At 53.4% G+C, this 17,891-nt stretch carries 18 protein-coding genes and 3 pseudogenes; 11 read left to right on the plus strand and 10 right to left on the minus strand.

Features of this window, described 5'->3' with window-relative positions:
- Positions 1-146 precede the first annotated feature (146 nt).
- On the plus strand, positions 147-479 hold the full coding sequence (locus MKleb_RS14775) for a cupin domain-containing protein (protein WP_025107929.1): 333 nt from the start codon (positions 147-149) through the stop codon (positions 477-479).
- A 55-nt stretch (positions 480-534) separates the two neighbouring features.
- On the opposite strand, the gene gcvA is transcribed toward MKleb_RS14775, so the two are convergent.
- Positions 535-1,437: a transcriptional regulator GcvA gene (gcvA, locus tag MKleb_RS14780; protein WP_224225651.1), complete on the minus strand. Its 903-nt coding sequence runs from the start codon at positions 1,435-1,437 to the stop codon at positions 535-537.
- A gap of 116 nt (positions 1,438-1,553) precedes the next feature.
- Between gcvA and MKleb_RS14785 the strand changes: the two genes are divergently transcribed.
- Together MKleb_RS14785 and MKleb_RS14790 are read left to right on the plus strand one after the other, a co-directional pair.
- Positions 1,554-1,880: a gamma-glutamylcyclotransferase family protein gene (locus MKleb_RS14785; protein ID WP_025107931.1), complete on the plus strand. Its 327-nt coding sequence runs from the start codon at positions 1,554-1,556 to the stop codon at positions 1,878-1,880.
- A gap of 316 nt (positions 1,881-2,196) precedes the next feature.
- Positions 2,197-3,362 (plus strand): IS3 family transposase gene (locus tag MKleb_RS14790; protein WP_217075955.1). Its coding sequence is split into 2 segments (ribosomal slippage): positions 2,197-2,452 and positions 2,452-3,362, totalling 1,167 coding nucleotides; the frame shifts between segments, so codons are not numbered across the junction.
- On the opposite strand, the gene MKleb_RS14795 is transcribed toward MKleb_RS14790, so the two are convergent.
- Together MKleb_RS14795 and MKleb_RS14800 are read right to left on the minus strand one after the other, a co-directional pair.
- Entirely contained in the window at positions 3,355-3,624 is a 270-nt protein-coding gene (locus MKleb_RS14795) for a VOC family protein (protein ID WP_228740739.1), read from the minus strand. The two genes, MKleb_RS14790 and MKleb_RS14795, sit on opposite strands and share 8 nt — an antisense overlap.
- 170 nt (positions 3,625-3,794) lie before the next feature.
- Positions 3,795-4,658 (minus strand): alpha/beta hydrolase family protein, encoded by an 864-nt coding sequence (locus tag MKleb_RS14800; RefSeq protein WP_025107934.1) that lies wholly within the window; start codon positions 4,656-4,658, stop codon positions 3,795-3,797.
- Between the two features lie 308 nt (positions 4,659-4,966).
- Between MKleb_RS14800 and MKleb_RS14805 the strand changes: the two genes are divergently transcribed.
- Positions 4,967-5,194: a DUF1272 domain-containing protein gene (locus MKleb_RS14805; RefSeq protein WP_071846104.1), complete on the plus strand. Its 228-nt coding sequence runs from the start codon at positions 4,967-4,969 to the stop codon at positions 5,192-5,194.
- A gap of 47 nt (positions 5,195-5,241) precedes the next feature.
- Here the strand turns inward: MKleb_RS14805 and MKleb_RS14810 are convergent, their stop codons facing one another.
- A complete protein-coding gene (locus MKleb_RS14810; RefSeq protein WP_025107935.1) occupies positions 5,242-6,117 on the minus strand; it encodes a LysR family transcriptional regulator in 876 nt (291 codons plus the stop codon).
- A gap of 120 nt (positions 6,118-6,237) precedes the next feature.
- On the opposite strand from MKleb_RS14810, the gene gstA reads away from it, so the two are divergent.
- Positions 6,238-6,843, plus strand: a complete 606-nt coding sequence (gstA, locus tag MKleb_RS14815; RefSeq protein WP_025107936.1) for a glutathione transferase GstA — start codon at positions 6,238-6,240, stop codon at positions 6,841-6,843.
- Positions 6,844-7,070: 227 nt separating this feature from the next.
- Positions 7,071-7,898 carry an aminoglycoside phosphotransferase family protein gene (locus MKleb_RS14820; protein ID WP_025107937.1) on the plus strand — a complete coding sequence of 276 codons (828 nt, stop codon included), beginning with the start codon at positions 7,071-7,073 and terminating at the stop codon, positions 7,896-7,898.
- 114 nt (positions 7,899-8,012) lie between these two features.
- On the opposite strand, the gene MKleb_RS14825 is transcribed toward MKleb_RS14820, so the two are convergent.
- The gene (locus MKleb_RS14825; RefSeq protein ID WP_025107938.1) at positions 8,013-9,002 is read right to left on the minus strand and encodes an NAD-dependent epimerase/dehydratase family protein; all 990 of its coding nucleotides are present in this window, start codon (positions 9,000-9,002) and stop codon (positions 8,013-8,015) included.
- 96 nt (positions 9,003-9,098) lie between these two features.
- On the opposite strand from MKleb_RS14825, the pseudogene MKleb_RS14830 reads away from it, so the two are divergent.
- A pseudogene (locus tag MKleb_RS14830) lies at positions 9,099-10,010 on the plus strand (LysR family transcriptional regulator).
- Here the strand turns inward: MKleb_RS14830 and MKleb_RS14835 are convergent.
- A complete protein-coding gene (locus tag MKleb_RS14835) occupies positions 9,975-10,160 on the minus strand; it encodes a hypothetical protein (protein WP_176678764.1) in 186 nt (61 codons plus the stop codon). The pseudogene MKleb_RS14830 and the gene MKleb_RS14835 sit on opposite strands and share 36 nt — an antisense overlap.
- Before the next feature lie 137 nt (positions 10,161-10,297).
- Complete coding sequence (locus MKleb_RS14840) at positions 10,298-10,750, minus strand: GNAT family N-acetyltransferase (protein ID WP_014229171.1); 453 nt, start codon at positions 10,748-10,750, stop codon at positions 10,298-10,300.
- A 200-nt stretch (positions 10,751-10,950) separates the two neighbouring features.
- On the opposite strand from MKleb_RS14840, the pseudogene MKleb_RS14845 reads away from it, so the two are divergent.
- The 3 genes and pseudogenes from MKleb_RS14845 to gap all read left to right on the plus strand — a co-directional run bounded on the left by MKleb_RS14845 (position 10,951) and on the right by gap (position 13,465).
- Positions 10,951-11,162: pseudogene (locus MKleb_RS14845) on the plus strand (hypothetical protein).
- A 233-nt stretch (positions 11,163-11,395) separates the two neighbouring features.
- Entirely contained in the window at positions 11,396-12,376 is a 981-nt protein-coding gene (locus MKleb_RS14850) for a GlxA family transcriptional regulator (RefSeq protein WP_217075956.1), read from the plus strand.
- Between the two features lie 78 nt (positions 12,377-12,454).
- Complete coding sequence (gene gap, locus MKleb_RS14855) at positions 12,455-13,465, plus strand: type I glyceraldehyde-3-phosphate dehydrogenase (protein WP_025107940.1); 1,011 nt, start codon at positions 12,455-12,457, stop codon at positions 13,463-13,465.
- 291 nt (positions 13,466-13,756) lie between these two features.
- Here gap and MKleb_RS14860 read toward each other — a convergent pair whose 3' ends face one another.
- Together MKleb_RS14860 and MKleb_RS14865 are read right to left on the minus strand one after the other, a co-directional pair.
- Entirely contained in the window at positions 13,757-14,728 is a 972-nt protein-coding gene (locus MKleb_RS14860) for a hypothetical protein (RefSeq protein WP_014229168.1), read from the minus strand.
- A gap of 621 nt (positions 14,729-15,349) precedes the next feature.
- Complete coding sequence (locus tag MKleb_RS14865) at positions 15,350-16,117, minus strand: arylamine N-acetyltransferase family protein (RefSeq protein WP_014229167.1); 768 nt, start codon at positions 16,115-16,117, stop codon at positions 15,350-15,352.
- 38 nt (positions 16,118-16,155) lie between these two features.
- Between MKleb_RS14865 and MKleb_RS14870 the strand changes: the two genes are divergently transcribed.
- Positions 16,156-17,652: an aminotransferase-like domain-containing protein gene (locus tag MKleb_RS14870; RefSeq protein ID WP_025107941.1), complete on the plus strand. Its 1,497-nt coding sequence runs from the start codon at positions 16,156-16,158 to the stop codon at positions 17,650-17,652.
- A gap of 69 nt (positions 17,653-17,721) precedes the next feature.
- On the opposite strand, the pseudogene MKleb_RS29920 reads toward MKleb_RS14870, so the two are convergent.
- Positions 17,722-17,877, minus strand: a pseudogene (locus MKleb_RS29920) (RNA polymerase sigma factor); the annotation flags it as partial.
- Positions 17,878-17,891: the final 14 nt, after the last annotated feature.

A 17,891-nucleotide genomic window follows, 5' to 3' on the forward strand; every position in this document is an offset into this window, starting at 1 on the left:
TTTATTTATCCGCGGTCAATGCACATGCAGCGGGCAGCAGGACCGGTATAGCCTGTTTTTCAACTTCTTTTGCCATATATGTTAGATGTCGGCGATTAACTTATATGGCATAAAAGCAGGCAACGAATATCAATGAGAATGGCTTTATGTCGCTTTACGATCTCAGAACCGAAGCGCAGGCATTGCCGGCGTCCTGGCGCTCCCGGATCTTAGGCCGCGTTGGGGCAACGAATCTCAAAGTCCTGCGCATAGATGCCCACTCTGTCGCTGAGGAGGTACATGAATATGACGAGGGATTACTGGTTATAGACGGACGTCTGGAACTGAGCGTGCAGGAGAAAAAAATTTCCGTCGCGCCCGGCCAGCTTTATATAGCCAAAGCGGGAATTCCTCATACGGTAGAAGCAGGCAGCTTTGGCACCCTGGTGATTATAGATTTACCAGACAGCGGTTTCAGCGGCGCATCCCCTGCTGATTAAGTGAAATGTGCGATAGACAGCGTTGTGCCAAAAGCGGATTTTTTTAGACAGCCATTCAATCTTTCAACGAGCTCAATTCTTCAGCGAGCCATTGTCTTAGAATGCTTATTTTAAAAGAGTCCTGATTATCTGAACGGTAGACTAAATCGTACCCCCGCTCAGCCTTAAGTTTGAACTGTGGAAACGGAACAACAAGCCTTCCAGCAGCGACATCATCTGCAATCAGAACGCTGCGTCCCAGAGCAACGCCTTCGCCACGTATAGCCGCCTCAGTCGCCATGCTGCCAAGAGTCCATAAGGGCCCCTGCTGGCAGCTAAAATTTTTTTCTCCGGCCATCTCAAACCATGCCTTCCAGTTCGCCTGCATTCTGTACTCATGCAGAAGAACGCAATTTAAAAGTCCCTTAATCTCTGTCAGACCATTATGTTTCTCAAGAAAATCTGGGCTACAGACAGGAGTGACTGTTTCATCGAACATACGTTCAGACGAAACATCTCGATAATTGCCAAGGCCGTAACGAATGGCAGCATCTACCTGACCATCATTAAGGTCCACATTAACGTCAGTAACATCCAGCTCAATTTCAAATTCAGGATATCTCTGCCTGAACCGACTTAAACGCGGTGCTAACCACTTACTGGCAAATGAAACCGTTGTACTTATACGTAAACTTTTTATCAGGTTTCTTCCTCGCAGACGCTCGGACTCCCGCATTAAATCACTCAAAAGACGGGTAACCAGTTGGTGAAATTCAGCCCCTTGCTCCGTCAGAATTATCTGCCGCGTCAGCCTGAAAAATAGCTTTAACCCCAGATGCTCTTCGAGCTTCCGGATTTGCCGGCTTATCGCGCCATGCGTAACGTGCAACTCCGCTGCCGCCAGCGTCATGCTTGAGAGGCGGGCTGTGGCTTCAAAAGCGCGCAGAGTTTGCAATGGGGGAAGGCGATCGAACATCATACGCGTGATAATAATTCACGCGTGTTGTGAGAACAAATGATTTGTCAGGCCAGAGTCCAAAAATCAAAATTAACAAAAAGAACATTATTATTTTCATAGCGATACCTGGAGGAATAATGGAAAGTTTATTTGTTTACGGGACACTCGGACCTGGCCGGCCTAATGCTCATATTCTTGAAAATATCGGGGGGACATGGCAGGAAGGCCACGTTGGGGGTTCTTTATTAGAGAAAGGCTGGGGTGCAGAGATGGGTTATCCGGGAATTGTACTGGATGACTCAGGTCATCGTGTACCGGGTTTTCTTTTCAAGTCAGAGAATTTACATAATTACTGGCACCTACTCGATGAGTTCGAAGGTTCTGAGTATGAACGGGTTCCTGTAGAGGTAACCACATCGAACGGTCAGACAGTGCAATCATATCTCTATATGCTCAAAGCATAAACTGTTAGCGGCTGGTCCTGGTTCAGGTCGAGATTTATAACTGTGTCTGTTAACAAATAAAGGTGACTGTCGGCCGGTTACAGGTAATCTGACGATGTCAGCAAGCCAGTTCATATATGGCTGATTGAACGACCAATGATGCTAAAACGCTCTACAGGTTCTAATACAGAGAATAAATCATCCTTGAATGCATCATGCACAAATCTTTAGCCCTATCTATGTCCGCTTCTCACTCATAGCGGACTGTAGTGGCACACTGAATTTGGCCACCTGAGTAGAGGTGATATGCTCACCTCAACATCTTACAGGTGAACCAATGAGCAAAATATTTACTGCTGAATTTAAAGCCGAAGCGGCAAAACTGGTCCTTGATCAGAACTACACTCACGGTGAAGCGGCTAAAGCGATGAACGTCAGCCTCTCCGCCATCAACCGCTGGGTTAAATCGTTACGTATGGAGCACCAGGGGAAAACGCCACCGGGGCTGCCTCTGACGCCTGAGCAGACGGAACTCAGGGAAATAAGAAAACAAATACAACGCCTTGAAATGGAAAATGAAATCCTAAAAAAGGCTACCGCGCTCTTGATGTCGGACTCCCTGAAAAGTTCACGATAATCGACAGTCTTAGGGCGCACTACCCGGTAGCGCCATTGTGCCGGCTGTTCGGTGTTCACCGAAGCAGTTATCGTTACATTCGTAAAAATGGCAGGGATTCTGACGCTGAGCGGGCCGTCAAACGGAGTCTCGTCAGTGAAGTCTGGAATGCCAGTGGTGGCTCTGCTGGCGCGAGAAGTATCGCCACGATGGTCAGCGGCCGGGGCGTCAGACTCGGGCGATGGCTTGCAGGTAAGCTGATGAAAGAGCTGGATATCGCCAGTTGTCAGGCCCCGGCGCATAAATACAAACGCGGCGGGAACGAACACGTTGAAATACCTAACCATCTCGACCGGCAGTTCGCGGTAACAGCGCCGGATCAGATCTGGTGCGGCGATGTGACCTATATCTGGACGGGAAAATGCTGGGCTTATCTGGCCGTCGTGCTGGATCTGTTCGCCCGTAAACCTGTGGGCTGGGCGATGTCGACGTCGCCGGACTCGGCCCTCACGGTCAAAGCGTTGCAGATGGCCTGGGAGCATCGGGGGAAGCCAACAGGAGTGATGTTCCACAGTGACCAGGGCAGTCACTATACCAGCCGCCAGTACCGGCAGGCTCTGTGGCGCTGTCGAATAAAGCAGAGCATGAGTCGACGCGGTAACTGCTGGGATAATGCCCCTATGGAACTGTTCTTCCGGAGCCTGAAGACCGAATGGGTGCCGACGAAGGGCTATAACAGCTTCAAAGAAGCTCAGAGCGCGATAATCCGCTACATCACGGGCTATTACAGTGCCATCCGGCCCCACTGGTATAACGGTGGGTTAACGCCAAATGAATCAGAGCGGCTGTTCCACGAACAGTCAGGTCGTGTGGCCAAAATTAGTTGACCACTACAAACCGCCTGACAAGGTCAGCGCTGTCTGCATGGAATGCGAACATTGTCCCGTTTCCCGCCGTTGCGGGATGCCGGTCAAAAGGAGGACAAATACAGAAGTTGAATACCTCATGTGGGTTATTTTCATCCCCCCACATTGCCCAGCTTTCTGTCCAGGCTGGCAGTCGTGAGTAGCCAAGAACTTTAAAAATAGCCTCATAAAAGTCCACGGAGCGCTGAAAGTCATTTGTACCTATAGTGATATAAGCCAGCATCTTAGTGCATCCTCTTCGCCCTTTTTTGAACAGACATGATATCTCTCTGAGTCGCGATGAACTATTTCCCCGGATGCGCCTGTTGCCGCTTTGAAACCTGAGCACCGACGGTTACGGCATAGCATGCCCTGTTAATCTCTTCGACTATAAGAGAAATAGCCGGAAAGACATTATCCCCGGGGTTGACACTGGCTTGCCAGCCAGCGACCTACTTCAGGCCATATTTTTTCCGCACATCGGGTACGGAAAAAGCCCATGTGGCCGATGACCGGAATACCATAATCCGCGTGCCGGATCTCGCGGCGTTCAATTTTTGCGTTTTCCACCGGCGCCATCAGGCGCGTAATCGCTGCAGAATTAGCCCAGGGATCGTCATCAAAACCGAGTACCAGAAGGGGTAACGTGACTTCGCTTGCCCGTCGGCGCGCATCCCAGGCGCGATCGTCATAAAAATAGTCGGGCATGGCACTCCAGCGCCCCCATTGCAGCATGACGGGCGCGGGTAAATCTTCCCCCAGCCCGAGGCGTCTGGCAGGCATATAGCCAAAGGTACGACACAGAACCGGCGCCAGAATACGTAATAAAAACCAGACTCTGAGCTTTTCCTGCGTTTGTTGAATTGTGCGGGTGACGCCAGCGTGCGAAGCAACAAGAACCGCCGCATGCAGCGACCGGGTGGCCGTTGAAAGCAGAATAGCGTGCCCGCCAACGCTGTGCCCTACCGCCATCAGCAGAAGATTGGGGAAACGCAGCTTTGCCCAGGCGGTAACGCAGCCGACATCCTGCTCGATCCAGTCAGACATTGAGACATGACAGTGTTGCAGCGTGCCTGACCTGGAATGACCTATCCCCCGATAGTCGTAGGTCAGAACATTGAATCCCATTGCGTAAAGGTACTCAGCGAAGTCCTTGTAAAACGCCTGTGATACCGCGGTGGCAGGATGGAGGATCACCAGCGCTTTAGCATCGTTTCTCTCCCATACTGTGGCAGCCAGAACATCCCCCTGCTTTACAGGGATTGTTATCAGGTTCATAAAAGATATCCGCCCACGTGGTCATACCAGTTAAATAATTTTAACTGTAGCCGCCACGGGCAAATCTGGCGATGTTTTTATTCCTCTATTAACGTCCTCTTCTCGCGCTGCACAGGCTCAGCGGTCTTTTCCCCCAACCACCAGCGCCAGAAGCGGTTGGTACTGATAAGCCACTCAATCTCTTGCTTTTTTTCGACCTGTCGATCATGCTCATCTCGTGCAGATTAAGCGCAGCGGTTCGAATACGGGACAGGCAGATGCCCCTCGCGCGCTCATGACGCCCCTTTATTTAATAGCAGGAGATCACCATGCTTGAACTTCGCCCTAATTGTGAATGCTGTGATAACGATCTGCCGCCAGAATCAACAAGCGCGTACATCTGTTCATTCGAATGCACCTTTTGCGTTGACTGCGTGACTCAGCGGCTGCAAGGCCGGTGCCCGAACTGTGGGGGAGAGCTGGTGCGCCGCCCAATACGCCCCGAATCAGCCCTCCTTCGGCATCCCGCCTCCAGCCTGCGCCGATATAAACAATAAGCCGGTTTGTCACTTATCGCTGACGATCCGGTTCGCCGCGTGCCCGCTCATCCTCGTTTACGTAGCGCGTTAAGTAGCGCCTGTGTTGCGCCGGAAGACGTTCCGGATGACGAACAGACCAGCCGAAACTCACGGTGTATGGCAGGCGTCACTGGCACCACGCACAGATTGCGCAACGCCTCTGGCAGGGCTGATTCAGGCACAATGGCGACTCCCATCCCTTCCGCGACCAGCTTACAGGCGCTAATCCAGTCGCGTACCGTCACGCGTATATCAACAAGTTGCAGACCCGCCTTTTCCATCAGGCTTTTACCATTAACGGCGCATCCGCCTGTCGCCAGAATAAAGGGCTGGTCTGCCAGCGCCTTTAGCGTTATGCCACACGTCCTGGCATGATGTGCCAGCCGATGAGTGGCTGGCAGTACCGCTACCCATGCATCCTGCCCTAATACAACGTCAGCACGGCCGGGTTCGGGATTCATGACTACCCCCAGCTCAACGGTATCTGCGGCCAGCCACTCCTCGACCTCCTCGTCCGAGCCTTCCAGGATGACGACGTCAATACCCGGATGCAGGCGCTTAAAGTCCCGCAGCAGTCCAGGCAACAAGGTGGACGTCACTGATGGAAAGCTGGCCAGGCGAATGCGCCCGCGATTTAAACCCCGTCTCTCATCGGCCAGTTCGCGGATGGCATTCAGCTGCGAAAGCATGTTTCTTGCGTGTTCAACAACCTGCCCGCCCAGCGCGGTCACGCCGATATATCGTCGCTCACGTATAAATACCGAAAATCCCAGTGAAGACTCTAGCTGGGCGATTGCCTGGCTGGCGCCGGACTGAGTCATTCCTATCTCCTCTGCGGCGCGCGAGATGTTGCCGGCATCCGCCACCGCCACCAGTAAGCGCCAATGTAAAAGGTTCATCATGATTATCAGTAGCTCAGCTAATAGTTATTTTCTTTATCATTAATTTTACAGCGCATTCCGCGTCAAATACAGTGAGCTCAGGACGTCCCCCGACCGCTTTTTACCTTTAACGGAGACAAAATGAAACTCTATTACGCCCCGGATACCTGTTCGTTATCGCCGCACATTGTGCTGCGCGAACTGCAACTTGAGTTTGAACTGGTTAGAGTCAACAACAGAAGCAAGATCACCGCTGATGGTCGCGACTTCCGCGCCATTAACCCTAAAGGTTATGTCGCGGCCCTTGAGCTCGATGATGGTCAGATACTCACTGAGGGCCCGGCCATCGTGCAGTACCTCGCCGATCTAAAACCAGAACACGGCCTGGCGCCGCGTGCGGACAGCTGGGCTCGGGTGCGTCTGCAGGAATGGCTTAACTTTATCACCAGTGAAATACACGCTGGCTCGGCACCGTTGTTCAATCCCGCGCTGCCCGAAGAGGTCAGAGCGATTTTTCGTGAGAAGCTGTTCCGACAGTTCGATTTCCTTCAGGCGACTCTCAACGAAAAAACCTATCTGACTGGCCCATCCTTCAGCGTGGCTGATGCCTACCTTTTCACTGTGCTGGGCTGGTGTAAATTCTTCTCAATCTCACTGGAGCGCTGGCCTGCGCTATTGGCGTACAGGGAAACGATCAATGCCCGTCCTGCGGTACAGGCCGCATTACTGGCCGAGGCGTCGCTTTAAGGTTGGTAATCGCTGATTGCGGGACACCGCTTTTGAGTATCTGCAAAATGGAAAGTCCGCTCCTCGTCCATGGCGGATTGCGCGTCCGATGGCCGTCTGCTGCGTGCCAGGAGCGGACATTGTCTTACCAGAAGACAGCATGCAGGAAAGCGCTTCACCTATGGGGTAAAATGCCTGAATGCATACCTGTTTACCACTTTGATTGTAAGGATTTCAAAGAAAGCTTTATGGATACGTTCAAGTTAAAACCCTGGCTAAGTCGCTGGAACCTCATTCCTGATGGCACTCCATTTATAACTCATACATCACAGTTGTATCCGGTCAAAACAGCAGCACATGGTATTAAAGCCATGCTAAAAGTTACGGATGACCTTGATGAACAAGCCGGTAATGCACTAATGGCATGGTGGGAAGGGAATGGTGCGGCACAGGTGATTGCACATGAAAATGAAGCAATTCTTCTCTCAAGAGCCACAGGTTCCTCCTCTTTATCAGCAATGTCCCGTGGAGATAAGGATGACGTAGCCTGTCATATTTTGTGTATGACTGCGAACCAAATTCATTCATGCGCAAAAAGACCGTTTCCCCAGCTTACGCCTTTACATGAATGGTTTAATCCTCTAAAACCAGCAGCCTTGAAATATGGCGGTATCCTGACACGTTGCGCAGAAATTTCAGAGGAATTGCTTTCTTCTCCTCGAGATGTGGTCGTATTGCATGGCGATTTACATCACGGAAATGTGCTTGATTTTGAAACATCTGGCTGGCTTGCCATTGACCCCAAAGGGCTAATAGGTGAACGGGGATTCGACTTTGCTAATATTTTTACTAATCCGGATCTTGGTAATCCAGTACCTCCTGTTGCGGCTGTACCGGAGACATTTAAACAGCGTCTAAGCATCGTCACCAGAATGGCTGACCTGGACAGAGAACGCCTGCTCAAATGGATAATTGCATGGTGTGGTCTTTCAACCGCCTGGTCCCTCTCAAGTAACGATACTGTTTCAACAACAATAAAAGTTGCCGAGTTGGCGATGACTGAACTGGAACGGTGAGTGGGAAGTCGACAATGGGGGTAATGGTTTCCTGTACGTCCGTTCCTCGCTCATAGCGGACCTTTGGCCCAGTTAGCCTGTCCGCTTCATGCCAGATGCAACCCTGGAGCGTCTCTATATTGTTATACGAGCCATCTCGGTACGATCAATGCAGCCCAGGCCCTGTAATGTCGCATGGACAGCTTCATCAAGAGGGGTGTGAGGCTCGGCACCTAAAAAATTCACCAGTTTCGTATTGTCCAGGCGAACCGGCTGGCGCCACAGGTACCGCATCTCCAGAAGTTCGCGTAAGGTTGCGTTGAAAGGTGCTACCAGGTACATCAACCACCACGGAAATGATTGTATTTTGGCCATGCCGCCATAGCGTGCCGCTGTGCGTTGAATCGCGCTGACCATTTCGCTGCCGTCGGCATCCCAGTGACCTTGCATATGAAAACGTGCAAAGGGCTCAAGTTCCTCGCGTCGTGCCAGCAGCGCAGCTATCGTTTCCGCGACATCAGGTAAGTAAGCCCACTGGTGACCGGTTGCAAACGAAGCTGGATTGGCAATGACGCCAGGCAGCTTGCCGGGCTTAATCAGACCTTGAGAAAACCAGTTATTACCGGCGCGTGGACCAAAAAAATCCCCCGCGCGGACGATCAATACCCGCCCGCCACGCTGCGAATAGGCCGCCAGTTCTTTCTCCATTTGTACCCTGATAGCTCCCTTCCTGGTGACCGGCGTCTGCTGAGCGTCTTCCCGTAATAGCGGAAAAGCGTCAGGTCCATAGTTGTAAACGGTCCCGGGAAGCACGATCAAGGCGCCGGTTCGTTCTGCTGCGCCAATCGTGTTGCGCAGCATAGGCAGCACCAGATGCTTCCAGTTTCTGTAGCCGGGCGGATTGACGGCGTGAACGATCGCGCTACAGTCTGCTGCCGCAGCGGCGACCTGCTCCGGGTCGAGAGCGTCGCCCCCTATCCACTGGATGTCACCACGTCGTTCACTGCCATGAAGTCCTCGTTTTAGGGCACGAACGTCCCATTTTTTCTGAATAAGCCGGCGCGCCGTTTCACCACCGATTCCGCCGGTTGCGCCAAGTATCAGGACCTTGCCTCGGGTTTCCATATTGTCTGCCTCTTTGCTGATTTGACCTTGACAGCGTACGTACAGGCAGAGCTAAATGGAATTGCATATCTTTATAGGGCAGCTATACAAATTTGTATGAATACATCTATCCCATGGGAGTGGTACCGAACATTTCTGGCTGTGCTCAGGGAAGGCTCGCTTTCCGGCGCATCACGCAGGCTTTCGATTACGCAGCCTACGGCGGGACGGCATATCGCTGCGCTCGAGTCCGCTCTGGGCCAGGTGTTGTTCACGCGGTCGCAGACGGGCTTGCTGGCGACTGAAACGGCGCTGGCGCTGAGGGTGCATGCCGAAGCGATGGAGAGCACCGCGAATACGCTAGCGCGCACAGCCTCCAACTTTATTCATAACAGCGCGTCCATTCATGGCGTCGTCCGCGTCTCCGCGAGTGACGTTATCGGCGTTGAAGTTCTGCCGCCGCTTATTGCCAGGCTCAGGGAGTCTCACCCACAAATAACGATTGAATTAGTTCTGTCGAACCGGGTTCAGGATTTACTGCACAGGGAAGCCGATATTGCTGTACGCATGACGACGCCAGTACAGGAACAGCTTATTGCGCGTCGCGTTGGCCGCATTGAACTCGGTCTCCACGCATCGACGTCCTATCTTGCACGACATGGCACGCCTGAAAATAGCGATGATCTGCTGAAACATGCGCTGGTTGGCTTTGATCAGGATACGCCTTTCATCCGTAAGGCCCTGGAAAAATTCCCTCAGCTAAGCCGGAATGCATTTTCCATGCGCACCGACAGCGACGTGGCTCAGCTGAATCTTATTCGTGCCGGTGCCGGCATTGGCATATGCTAGGTGCAGTTGGCCAATGGCTATGTTCCACTGCGGAGATTACTGCCGAATTTCTTTTCTATCTATCTTGATACCTGGATCGTCATGCACGAAGACCTGCGTAATAGTCTGTGCTGCAAATTGGTTTTCGATGTTCTTACAAAGGGATTAGAGGAATATATCGGCCAGAAACAGGCGCAGTGAATCGCCATGGAGAAATGGCCCCTTTAAAGTGCCTGTATACTCCGCGCGTTTTCTCCGGGAGGAATCCCGCTCCTCGGTCATGCCGGCCGCTACGCCCTCCTCCGGCAGCTCCGCGTCGATGCAGAAACCGCGATGACCATGGTTCTGCATGAGCGCAACACACGATCCTGCGCATTATCATTATCTGTCTTTACTCTCACAGCCTTAACGCTATAGCTAAATGGGCATTGGTGGAGTTTGGTAGACAGCGTTGTGCCTGGAGCGGAAAGCGGGTCCAATTAATACAATCAGCGCAATGCTTTTGAGAAACACACTGCTTCTGTCCTACCGACATAGGGGCCGTAATTTTCAATACGAATATATCCATTTTTCTCGTAGAAATTTACTGCCCGATGGTTGATGTGTCGGGTTTCCAGTCTGAGTTCGCTATATCCCATATCTTTTGCAGATGTTTCCAGAAAAGTGAGTAAAGCTCCCCCAACTCCAGGCACGCTTCGGTCTGAAAACATTCTTTTAAGCTCGGCTATATTTTGCGTTATCGGCCGAATAGCGCCGCATCCTATTGCTTCGCCATGAGTATTCTTTGCCAATACCCATAAGGCTTTGTCATCATTCATTGCTTCAACGGTGAAATTGCTTTTGCCACTATCCCCCGTAATAGCGGCAAGTTCAGCTGATAGCATTTCGATTAAGCGATGGGACTCTGAAGAAAATGGATCGGATTTCTCTACAGTTATCATGGTCGTATCCTATAAATGAGAGTAACCAGCATAAAGTATCCTGCCTCAGAAAGCATGAACCGAAACTGATGCTGGAAGAGTATCCTTTCCCAAACTATCCCGGGGATGTTATGTCTGCTATTAGCTCATAGCGGAGATTCAACTCAGTTAGTTCGTCCGCTCCGTGCCAGGATCAGACGTTGTCTTCTCCCTGGTTCGCTATTAAACAGTATACGTGTGACCGGGTTGTCCCCCCGGATTTCGAACTGACAGGGTTAGATACGTTTATAGATAGCCCATCAAAAATGGGGAACGTTTAATGAAGGGGCGCTCGATCTGGGAAACCATTCGTTTTTTGTTAGGTCAACCGCGTAGTTGCCATATAAGTAGCATCAACTTTGAAGGTCCCACTCGCGAAAAACTGGGAGATTAAGGCTCCATTTGGCGACGTTGAGCAGAGTGTTCAACTTCCATTCCTCGCTCATAGCAGACATTCGGTACTATTTTTCCAGTCCAGTTTGTGCGAGACCAGCCTCATCAGGCAACCCCATCCCGTCGACGTCACACCATCAGCGAGCGAGACGAGAGCGTCGCTGCGGTGGCAAAAATTTCCCCTTCCCCGTCTGTTCTGTTGACTTATTCTGTAAAAAGATTACTTTTCAGGACATGAAGAAGATACTTATTATTGTCCCGGATGGCGGCATGCTTTTTGAATCCGCCGGTATTGCCGACATTCTGATGCAGGCCAACCGTCTGCACCCGGAAGGCGCCGGGGAGCTTTGCTACCAGGTCCAGCTAGCGACCACCCAGCCGCATCAGGTGATCCATGGTCAGTCCGGTTTAAATCTGCTGGCCGATCATCGCCTTCATGAGATAGACCCTCGCGAGCCGCTCGATACCATCATGATTACCGGCAGAGGTCAAAACCCGCAGGAAGGGGTTGCGGTGGTTGACTGGCTGCGCCTTGCGGCTCCCCATGCCCGCCGCATTGCCTCCATATGCGGCGGAGCCCTGCTGCTGGCGCAAACCGGGCTGCTGGACGGCAGGCGAGCCACTACCCACTGGAAGCTACTGGATACCCTGCAGGCGGAATTTCCTCAGGTACGCGTCGAAGGCGGTCCGCTCTACATTCAGGACGAACACATATGGACCTCTGGCGGGGTCAGTTCCGGCTTCGACCTCACCCTGGCGCTGGTTGAAGAGGACTACGGCTTCAGCCTGGCGCGCGATATTGCCCAGGATTTCGTCATGTACCTGCGTCGTCCCGGCGGCCAGCTGCAGTTTAGCCGCTACAACCTTCAGCAGACCAGCGCCCTGGGCCCCATTAACGATCTGCTGGCGTGGTTGCTCGCAAACCTCACCGCCGATCTCAGCGTGGATAAACTGGCGGAAAGGGTCGCCATGAGTCCAAGGAATTTCACCCGCGTATTTACCCGGGAAACCGGTGCTTCGCCGGCGCGCTACGTCGCCGAAGCCCGTCTGGCCGCCGCGCGGCAGCGTCTGGAGCAAACTAACGAGACGCTGGATCGTATCGCCGAACAAACTGGATTTGGCAGCAGCATTAACCTGCGACGGCTGTTTGAAAAACAGCTTCACCTCACACCCGGGGAATATCGCCAGCGATTTCACTGTCGCAAAATGGCGTAAAGTGATCCTTTTTTGTCATTTACGCCAAAGCCTGCCCGGCCTACTCTGACGCCAGAGACAATGGATAAGGAGTTAATCATGGTAAAGGTCGGTATTAACGGTTTTGGCCGTATTGGACGCAACGTACTGCGCGCTGCACTGGGCAATTCGGATATTCAGATTGTGGCGATCAACGATTTGACGGACAGCAAAACGCTGGCGCATCTGCTAAAATACGATTCGCTGCTCGGTAAGCTCGACGCGGACGTTACCGCCGGTGAAGGGCAGCTTGTGGTTGACGGTAAACCCATAACCGTATTCAGCGAACGCGACCCGGCCAATATCCCGTGGCATCAGCGTGAAGTCGATATCGTCATTGAAGCCACCGGATTCTTCACCGATCGCGACAAGGCGGCGGTGCATATCCACAGCGGTGGCGCAAAGCGCGTGATTATCTCCGCCCCCGGCAAAAACGATGATTTAACCATCGTGATGGGCGTTAACGATGGCCTCTACTCCCCGGATAAACACTACGTGGTCAGCAACGGTAGCTGCACCACCAACGGTCTGGCGCCTGCCGCGCAGGTTCTGCACCAGCATTTCGGTATTAAGCACGGTTTGATGAACACCACCCACGCCTACACCAACAGCCAGGCCCTGCACGATCAGCCGGAAAAAGATCTGCGCGGCGCTCGCGCCGCCGCGCTGTCGATAGTGCCTTACTCCAGCGGCGCAGCGAAGGCGCTGGGCAAAGTTATTCCTGAGCTGGATGGCCGCTTAACGGGATACTCGCTGCGCGTCCCCGTGCCGGTGGTGTCCATTGTCGACCTGACCGTGACGCTGGCGCGAGAGGTGACGGCCGAAGAGGTGAACAATGCCTTTCGCGAAGCCGCCGCGGCGGGGCCGCTAAAAGGGATCCTCGGCTATAGCGATGAACCGCTCGTCTCCAGCGATTATCAGGGTGACCCGCGCTCGTCGATTATCGACGGTCTGTCAACACTGGTGATTGGCGGCAATATGGTTAAAATTCTGGCGTGGTACGACAATGAATGGGGCTTCTCTAACCGCCTCGTTGACCTGGCGCTAATGATGGCAAGGCGTGAGCGTTAATTCACTGCGGGTGTTATTGCTAGTTGACATCACTCTGTCGCGGAGAGCTTCCCTGGTGACGCGCAGCAGGCTCCTCTGAGCGCCTGATAAAAAGCATAAATGCCCTCGAAGGGCATTTATGCTTTAGCGGTAATGTGCGAGGGTCAGTATTTACTTAACCACTATTCCTGCGGGGCCGGAAAATAGTCAGTGCACAAATAGCGCGATTAAAATAATGATAGGGATTGGCACACCCAGAAAGAAAAGCAATATTGAACGCATAGGTTCCTCCCGTATAATGAGTATTAGACGTTATAAATCACGCTGACGGCCGCCATAGGTGGCACAGAGACTGGCAACAAAAGCGCCAATTAACAGAGAAATAAATGACCACAGAGTGACGTAGCTGGTGGTTTTTCTGGCAGCGTCTGCGGCCTGCTGCGCTTTATCTTTTGCCTCTTTCAAATTAGCCTGGGCTTTATCATAAACCGCCTGTACCCGCTGCTCGGCCTCTTGCTGACTGATGCCGGTATTCTGAGAAACCAGCTGCGCCACATAGGTCAGATCATCCTTGGGAAGCGCGCCAGAATAAATACTGTTAGCAAAAATGCCCGTCACCTCGGCTAATTGAGCGGGTGACTCCGCCTTTGGCGGCGCCGGCTGATTCATGGCCATAACATCATTGCCCGATGCGTTGCTGTTACCTGCCGGAGTGGAGCCGCTAGCCCTGAACAGCGAGCGGGTAAAATATTCCATCGATGACTTCGATAACATCGATGATCCCTCCCCCGCGTTATTCACGGCGGTTGCCGTCGCGCCCCCGGCAACGGAACCAATGACTTTTGCGCTGCCGCCGATGAGTGAACTGATGGTGGTGGTTAAAAGGACGGCTGATACCAGCAGCGCCACCGCCCACGTCAGAAAGCCATGCGCCGTATCGCGGAAATAGATTTCATTGGTATGCGTATCAACCCATTTAGTCCGAAGCCGTCCGGCCAGATATCCCCCCATTCCTGACGCCACAATTTGGGTAAACGTCAGCCAGGCGATGGCGGCAATACCGACGGTACCCGCCGCAAGACCTTGATTTTCCCAGGGAGAGATTGAGGTGAGGCCTAATCCGGCGCCAAGCATGAGCAGCATAAGCGCCAGCGAGGCGGCAGCGGCGGCGCCTGCAAATATCGCCCCCCATGAAACCGCGCTCGCGCTGTTTACAGCAGCCGCAGGCAAGTGCCTGGCCGCTTCCTGACTGCTTATATTGGTAGAGTCGTAGATATTCGTCATTTACGTTGTCCTTTGAAATAACTCAATTAGCCCGGTGTCGTTTTACACAAACGTCCAGAGCAGGAATTTACCTGCCAGACCCAGGGCAATATCGAGCGGGATAATTATCGTCAGCAGCTATCACCCGCTGCTTAAATTTTGGGCATTCGACACAGAGCCAATTATCTAAATTAATACGAACGAGCAGTGTATGAATTTAATCAACAATTTGATTTTAGTAGATGATTTTATTTTAACCATTCTTTATCGCCAAAAATATTGCCGCATAGCTGTAACTACTTGTTAGCAATGAATTTCCAGACGCAGGGGATTATGAGGCGAAAATATGTACTACGGATACGGATTGGCCAGCTCAGATAGAATTATCTTATTTTTGTAGTGGTAATTAACTGAATAGCCTTGTTTATTAAAAGTGGCGTTAGTTTTTTATTTGCATTATCTGCTATTTCATATACCCGCCGGCAACGTAAATAATCGCCCGCTGCTGATATCGCAGCAGATGAACAGATTGAGAGAGGCACGGGGAAGCGGTCACTCCCGCCTCATGGCGATCGCGATGGCTCCCCCGGCATCCCTGCTTCATGCCCGTTCCGCCCCGGACTCATTGGCCCTTTTGATTAATTAGCGGGCAGATAACGCAAAGCGCTGCTCAAGTACATGCGCAATCTCATCGTCTTCCAGCCGCTGCTTTTCTACCCGATCCGCGGTAATGCTCTTGAGCGTATTGCCCAGCAGAATAAAGCGCCCCTCGGGCTGATGCTGTATAACCAGCAGCTTTTGTACAAAGACCGCGTCGGGGTGCGTGGAGTTAAGGAAATTGGCCGGAGCAAAATCAATCCATTCCTGAGGTGACAGGTCAAAACCGTATTGGTTGGCCCAGCTTCCCTCAACTTTTGCCTGCAGCAGATAGTCGCCGTGCGCATCGCGGCTAAGCCGGAACGTATCGAAATCCTGGATAATGTCCGTATCAAGTTCATCCAGGGCCAGCGGCGCGCGAATACCGTAGCTCCCAAAGCCAAGGTCGCAAAGCCACTGACGGCCCTCGACTTCCGCGACGACCGCCATATGGGTTTTAGGCCGGCGCGCGGGATAAAACATGGGCCGCGCCGCGACAAACCGCCAGGCAATGCCCAGCGCTTCCAGCGCCATGGTAAACAGCCCGTTGAGTTCATAGCAGTAGCCGCCCCGTCTCTGCCGTAAGAGCTTGTTGGCAATATCATCGGGCTCCATCGACACGATTTTACCTGCCTGTACGTCCAGATTTTCGAAGGGGATGGCAAAGAGCTGGTGACGCATGAGCGCGTGTAGCGTTGCGGTATCCGCTGCCGCAGGCCCGCTATAGCCTATGCGGCGGAAGTAAAGTGAAAGGTCAAAACTGTCGCTGTGCATGTGATTTCCCCGGCTGGTTGGTGTGGAACACACTATAGATGGCGCCCCGCTTCGCCTGTATAGTCAGATTTATCAAAAAGCAGACTATACAGATGACGATGTCCGAAATATCCCCGCCGACGCCCCACTACCGCCGTATAGCCGATATGCTGCGGCTGACGCTTGCTTCAGGCGCTTTACGGGCAGGAGATCGCATTATCTCCGCGCGTAAACTGGCCGAACGCGAGCAGGTCAGCCTCCCCACGGCCCTGGAAGCGCTGCGTTATCTTGAGGCGGAGGGTCTGATTATCGCGCGACCGCGTTCAGGCTATTTTGTCCGCCAGCCAGCCGCCTCCGGAAATGAACAGCGCGCTGCCTCTTTGCCCGGTCCGGTGCCGGTGACTATGTCCGCCATTGCCCGGTCGCTGTTCGGTAGCGCTGAAGCGCGTCTGGTGCCGCTTGGCGCCGCGCTACCCGATCCCGCCTGGCTTCCCGTGGATGCACTACAGCGGGCACTGCACACCGCCGGTCGTCGGCTTGATGCGCGCGGGCAGAGCTACAGCCTGCCCCCGGGAAGAGCGGACCTGCGCAGAAAGATTGCCGCACGCGCTGCGCAGTGGGGCGCTCTTTTTGGCGCGGATGACCTTATCATTACGGCAGGCGCAACCCAGGCGCTACGTCTGGCGCTCCGCGCGGTATGCCAGCCGGGTGATGCTGTCGCGATTGAGCAGCCCGCCTACTTCGGCACGCTTCTGCTGCTGGAAGATCTGGGTCTGAAGGCGTTACAGATCCCCACAGACCCGATTGAAGGCTTATTGTTGGCGCCCCTTGAAGAGGCTGTCCAGCGCCACCGCCCTGCGGCCGTGCTCGCCTCACCCACGGTGCAAAATCCGCTGGGTGCCAGCATGCCCGTGGCGCGCAAACAGGCGCTGGTGGCGCTGCTAGCCGATAAGGGCATCCCGCTCATTGAGGACGATGTGTATGGCGATCTTGCCGGTGGCGCCCAGCGTCCGCCCGCGTGTAAAGCCTTCGACAGGGACGGAAATGTGATTTATTGCAGTTCGCTGTCGAAAACCCTGGCGCCGGGCTGGCGAATTGGCTGGATTGCTGCCGGACGCTATCACTCCGCGGTATTGCAGGCCCGCATGGCCGGAGAATGGGCAGGCGCGCCGCTGATTGAAGCCGCGGCAAACGAGATCCTCGCCAGCGGCGATTACGACAGGCACCTGCGGCATCTGAAGCTGCGGATTGCGGAAGGTATGCGCGCTATCATCACCCGAGTTGAAGCCTGCTTCCCACCGGGCACGCGCGTCGCGGCTCCGGAAGCCGGCTTTTTGATTTGGGTTCAACTCCCCTCCAGGATAGATGCGCTGGAGGTACATCGTCGCGCACTCGCCCTGGGCATTGGCGTCAGTCCGGGGCCGCTGTTTTCCCCGGGCGCGGCGGAACTGCAAAACTACCTGCGCCTGAACGGTGCGAATGAACCCACCCCCGCGCTTTTGCATGCCGTGGAACAGCTCGGTATCGTATGCCACGAATTGGCCAGGGAACATTGACAGCGGCTATTGCCCGGGGCCGGTCAATTGGAGATAAAACCAGGATAGGGTAACCAATCGGGACGGGCAACGTGTCGGCCGCCTCCTCGGGGTGAACCGCGCGCTTTTTTCAAGCGCGCGGACACAGGCAGACTGAACCAGCTCTTCGACAACCAGAACCAGCCCATAGCGCCACAGGCGTGTCAGATGTGCAGCAAGATGCTGACGGTCGCCGCTGGTCGTAATTTTTTTATCCTCAT

It is taken from the genome of Klebsiella sp. PL-2018, assembly GCF_019048985.1.
Classification (GTDB): domain Bacteria; phylum Pseudomonadota; class Gammaproteobacteria; order Enterobacterales; family Enterobacteriaceae; genus Klebsiella; species Klebsiella michiganensis.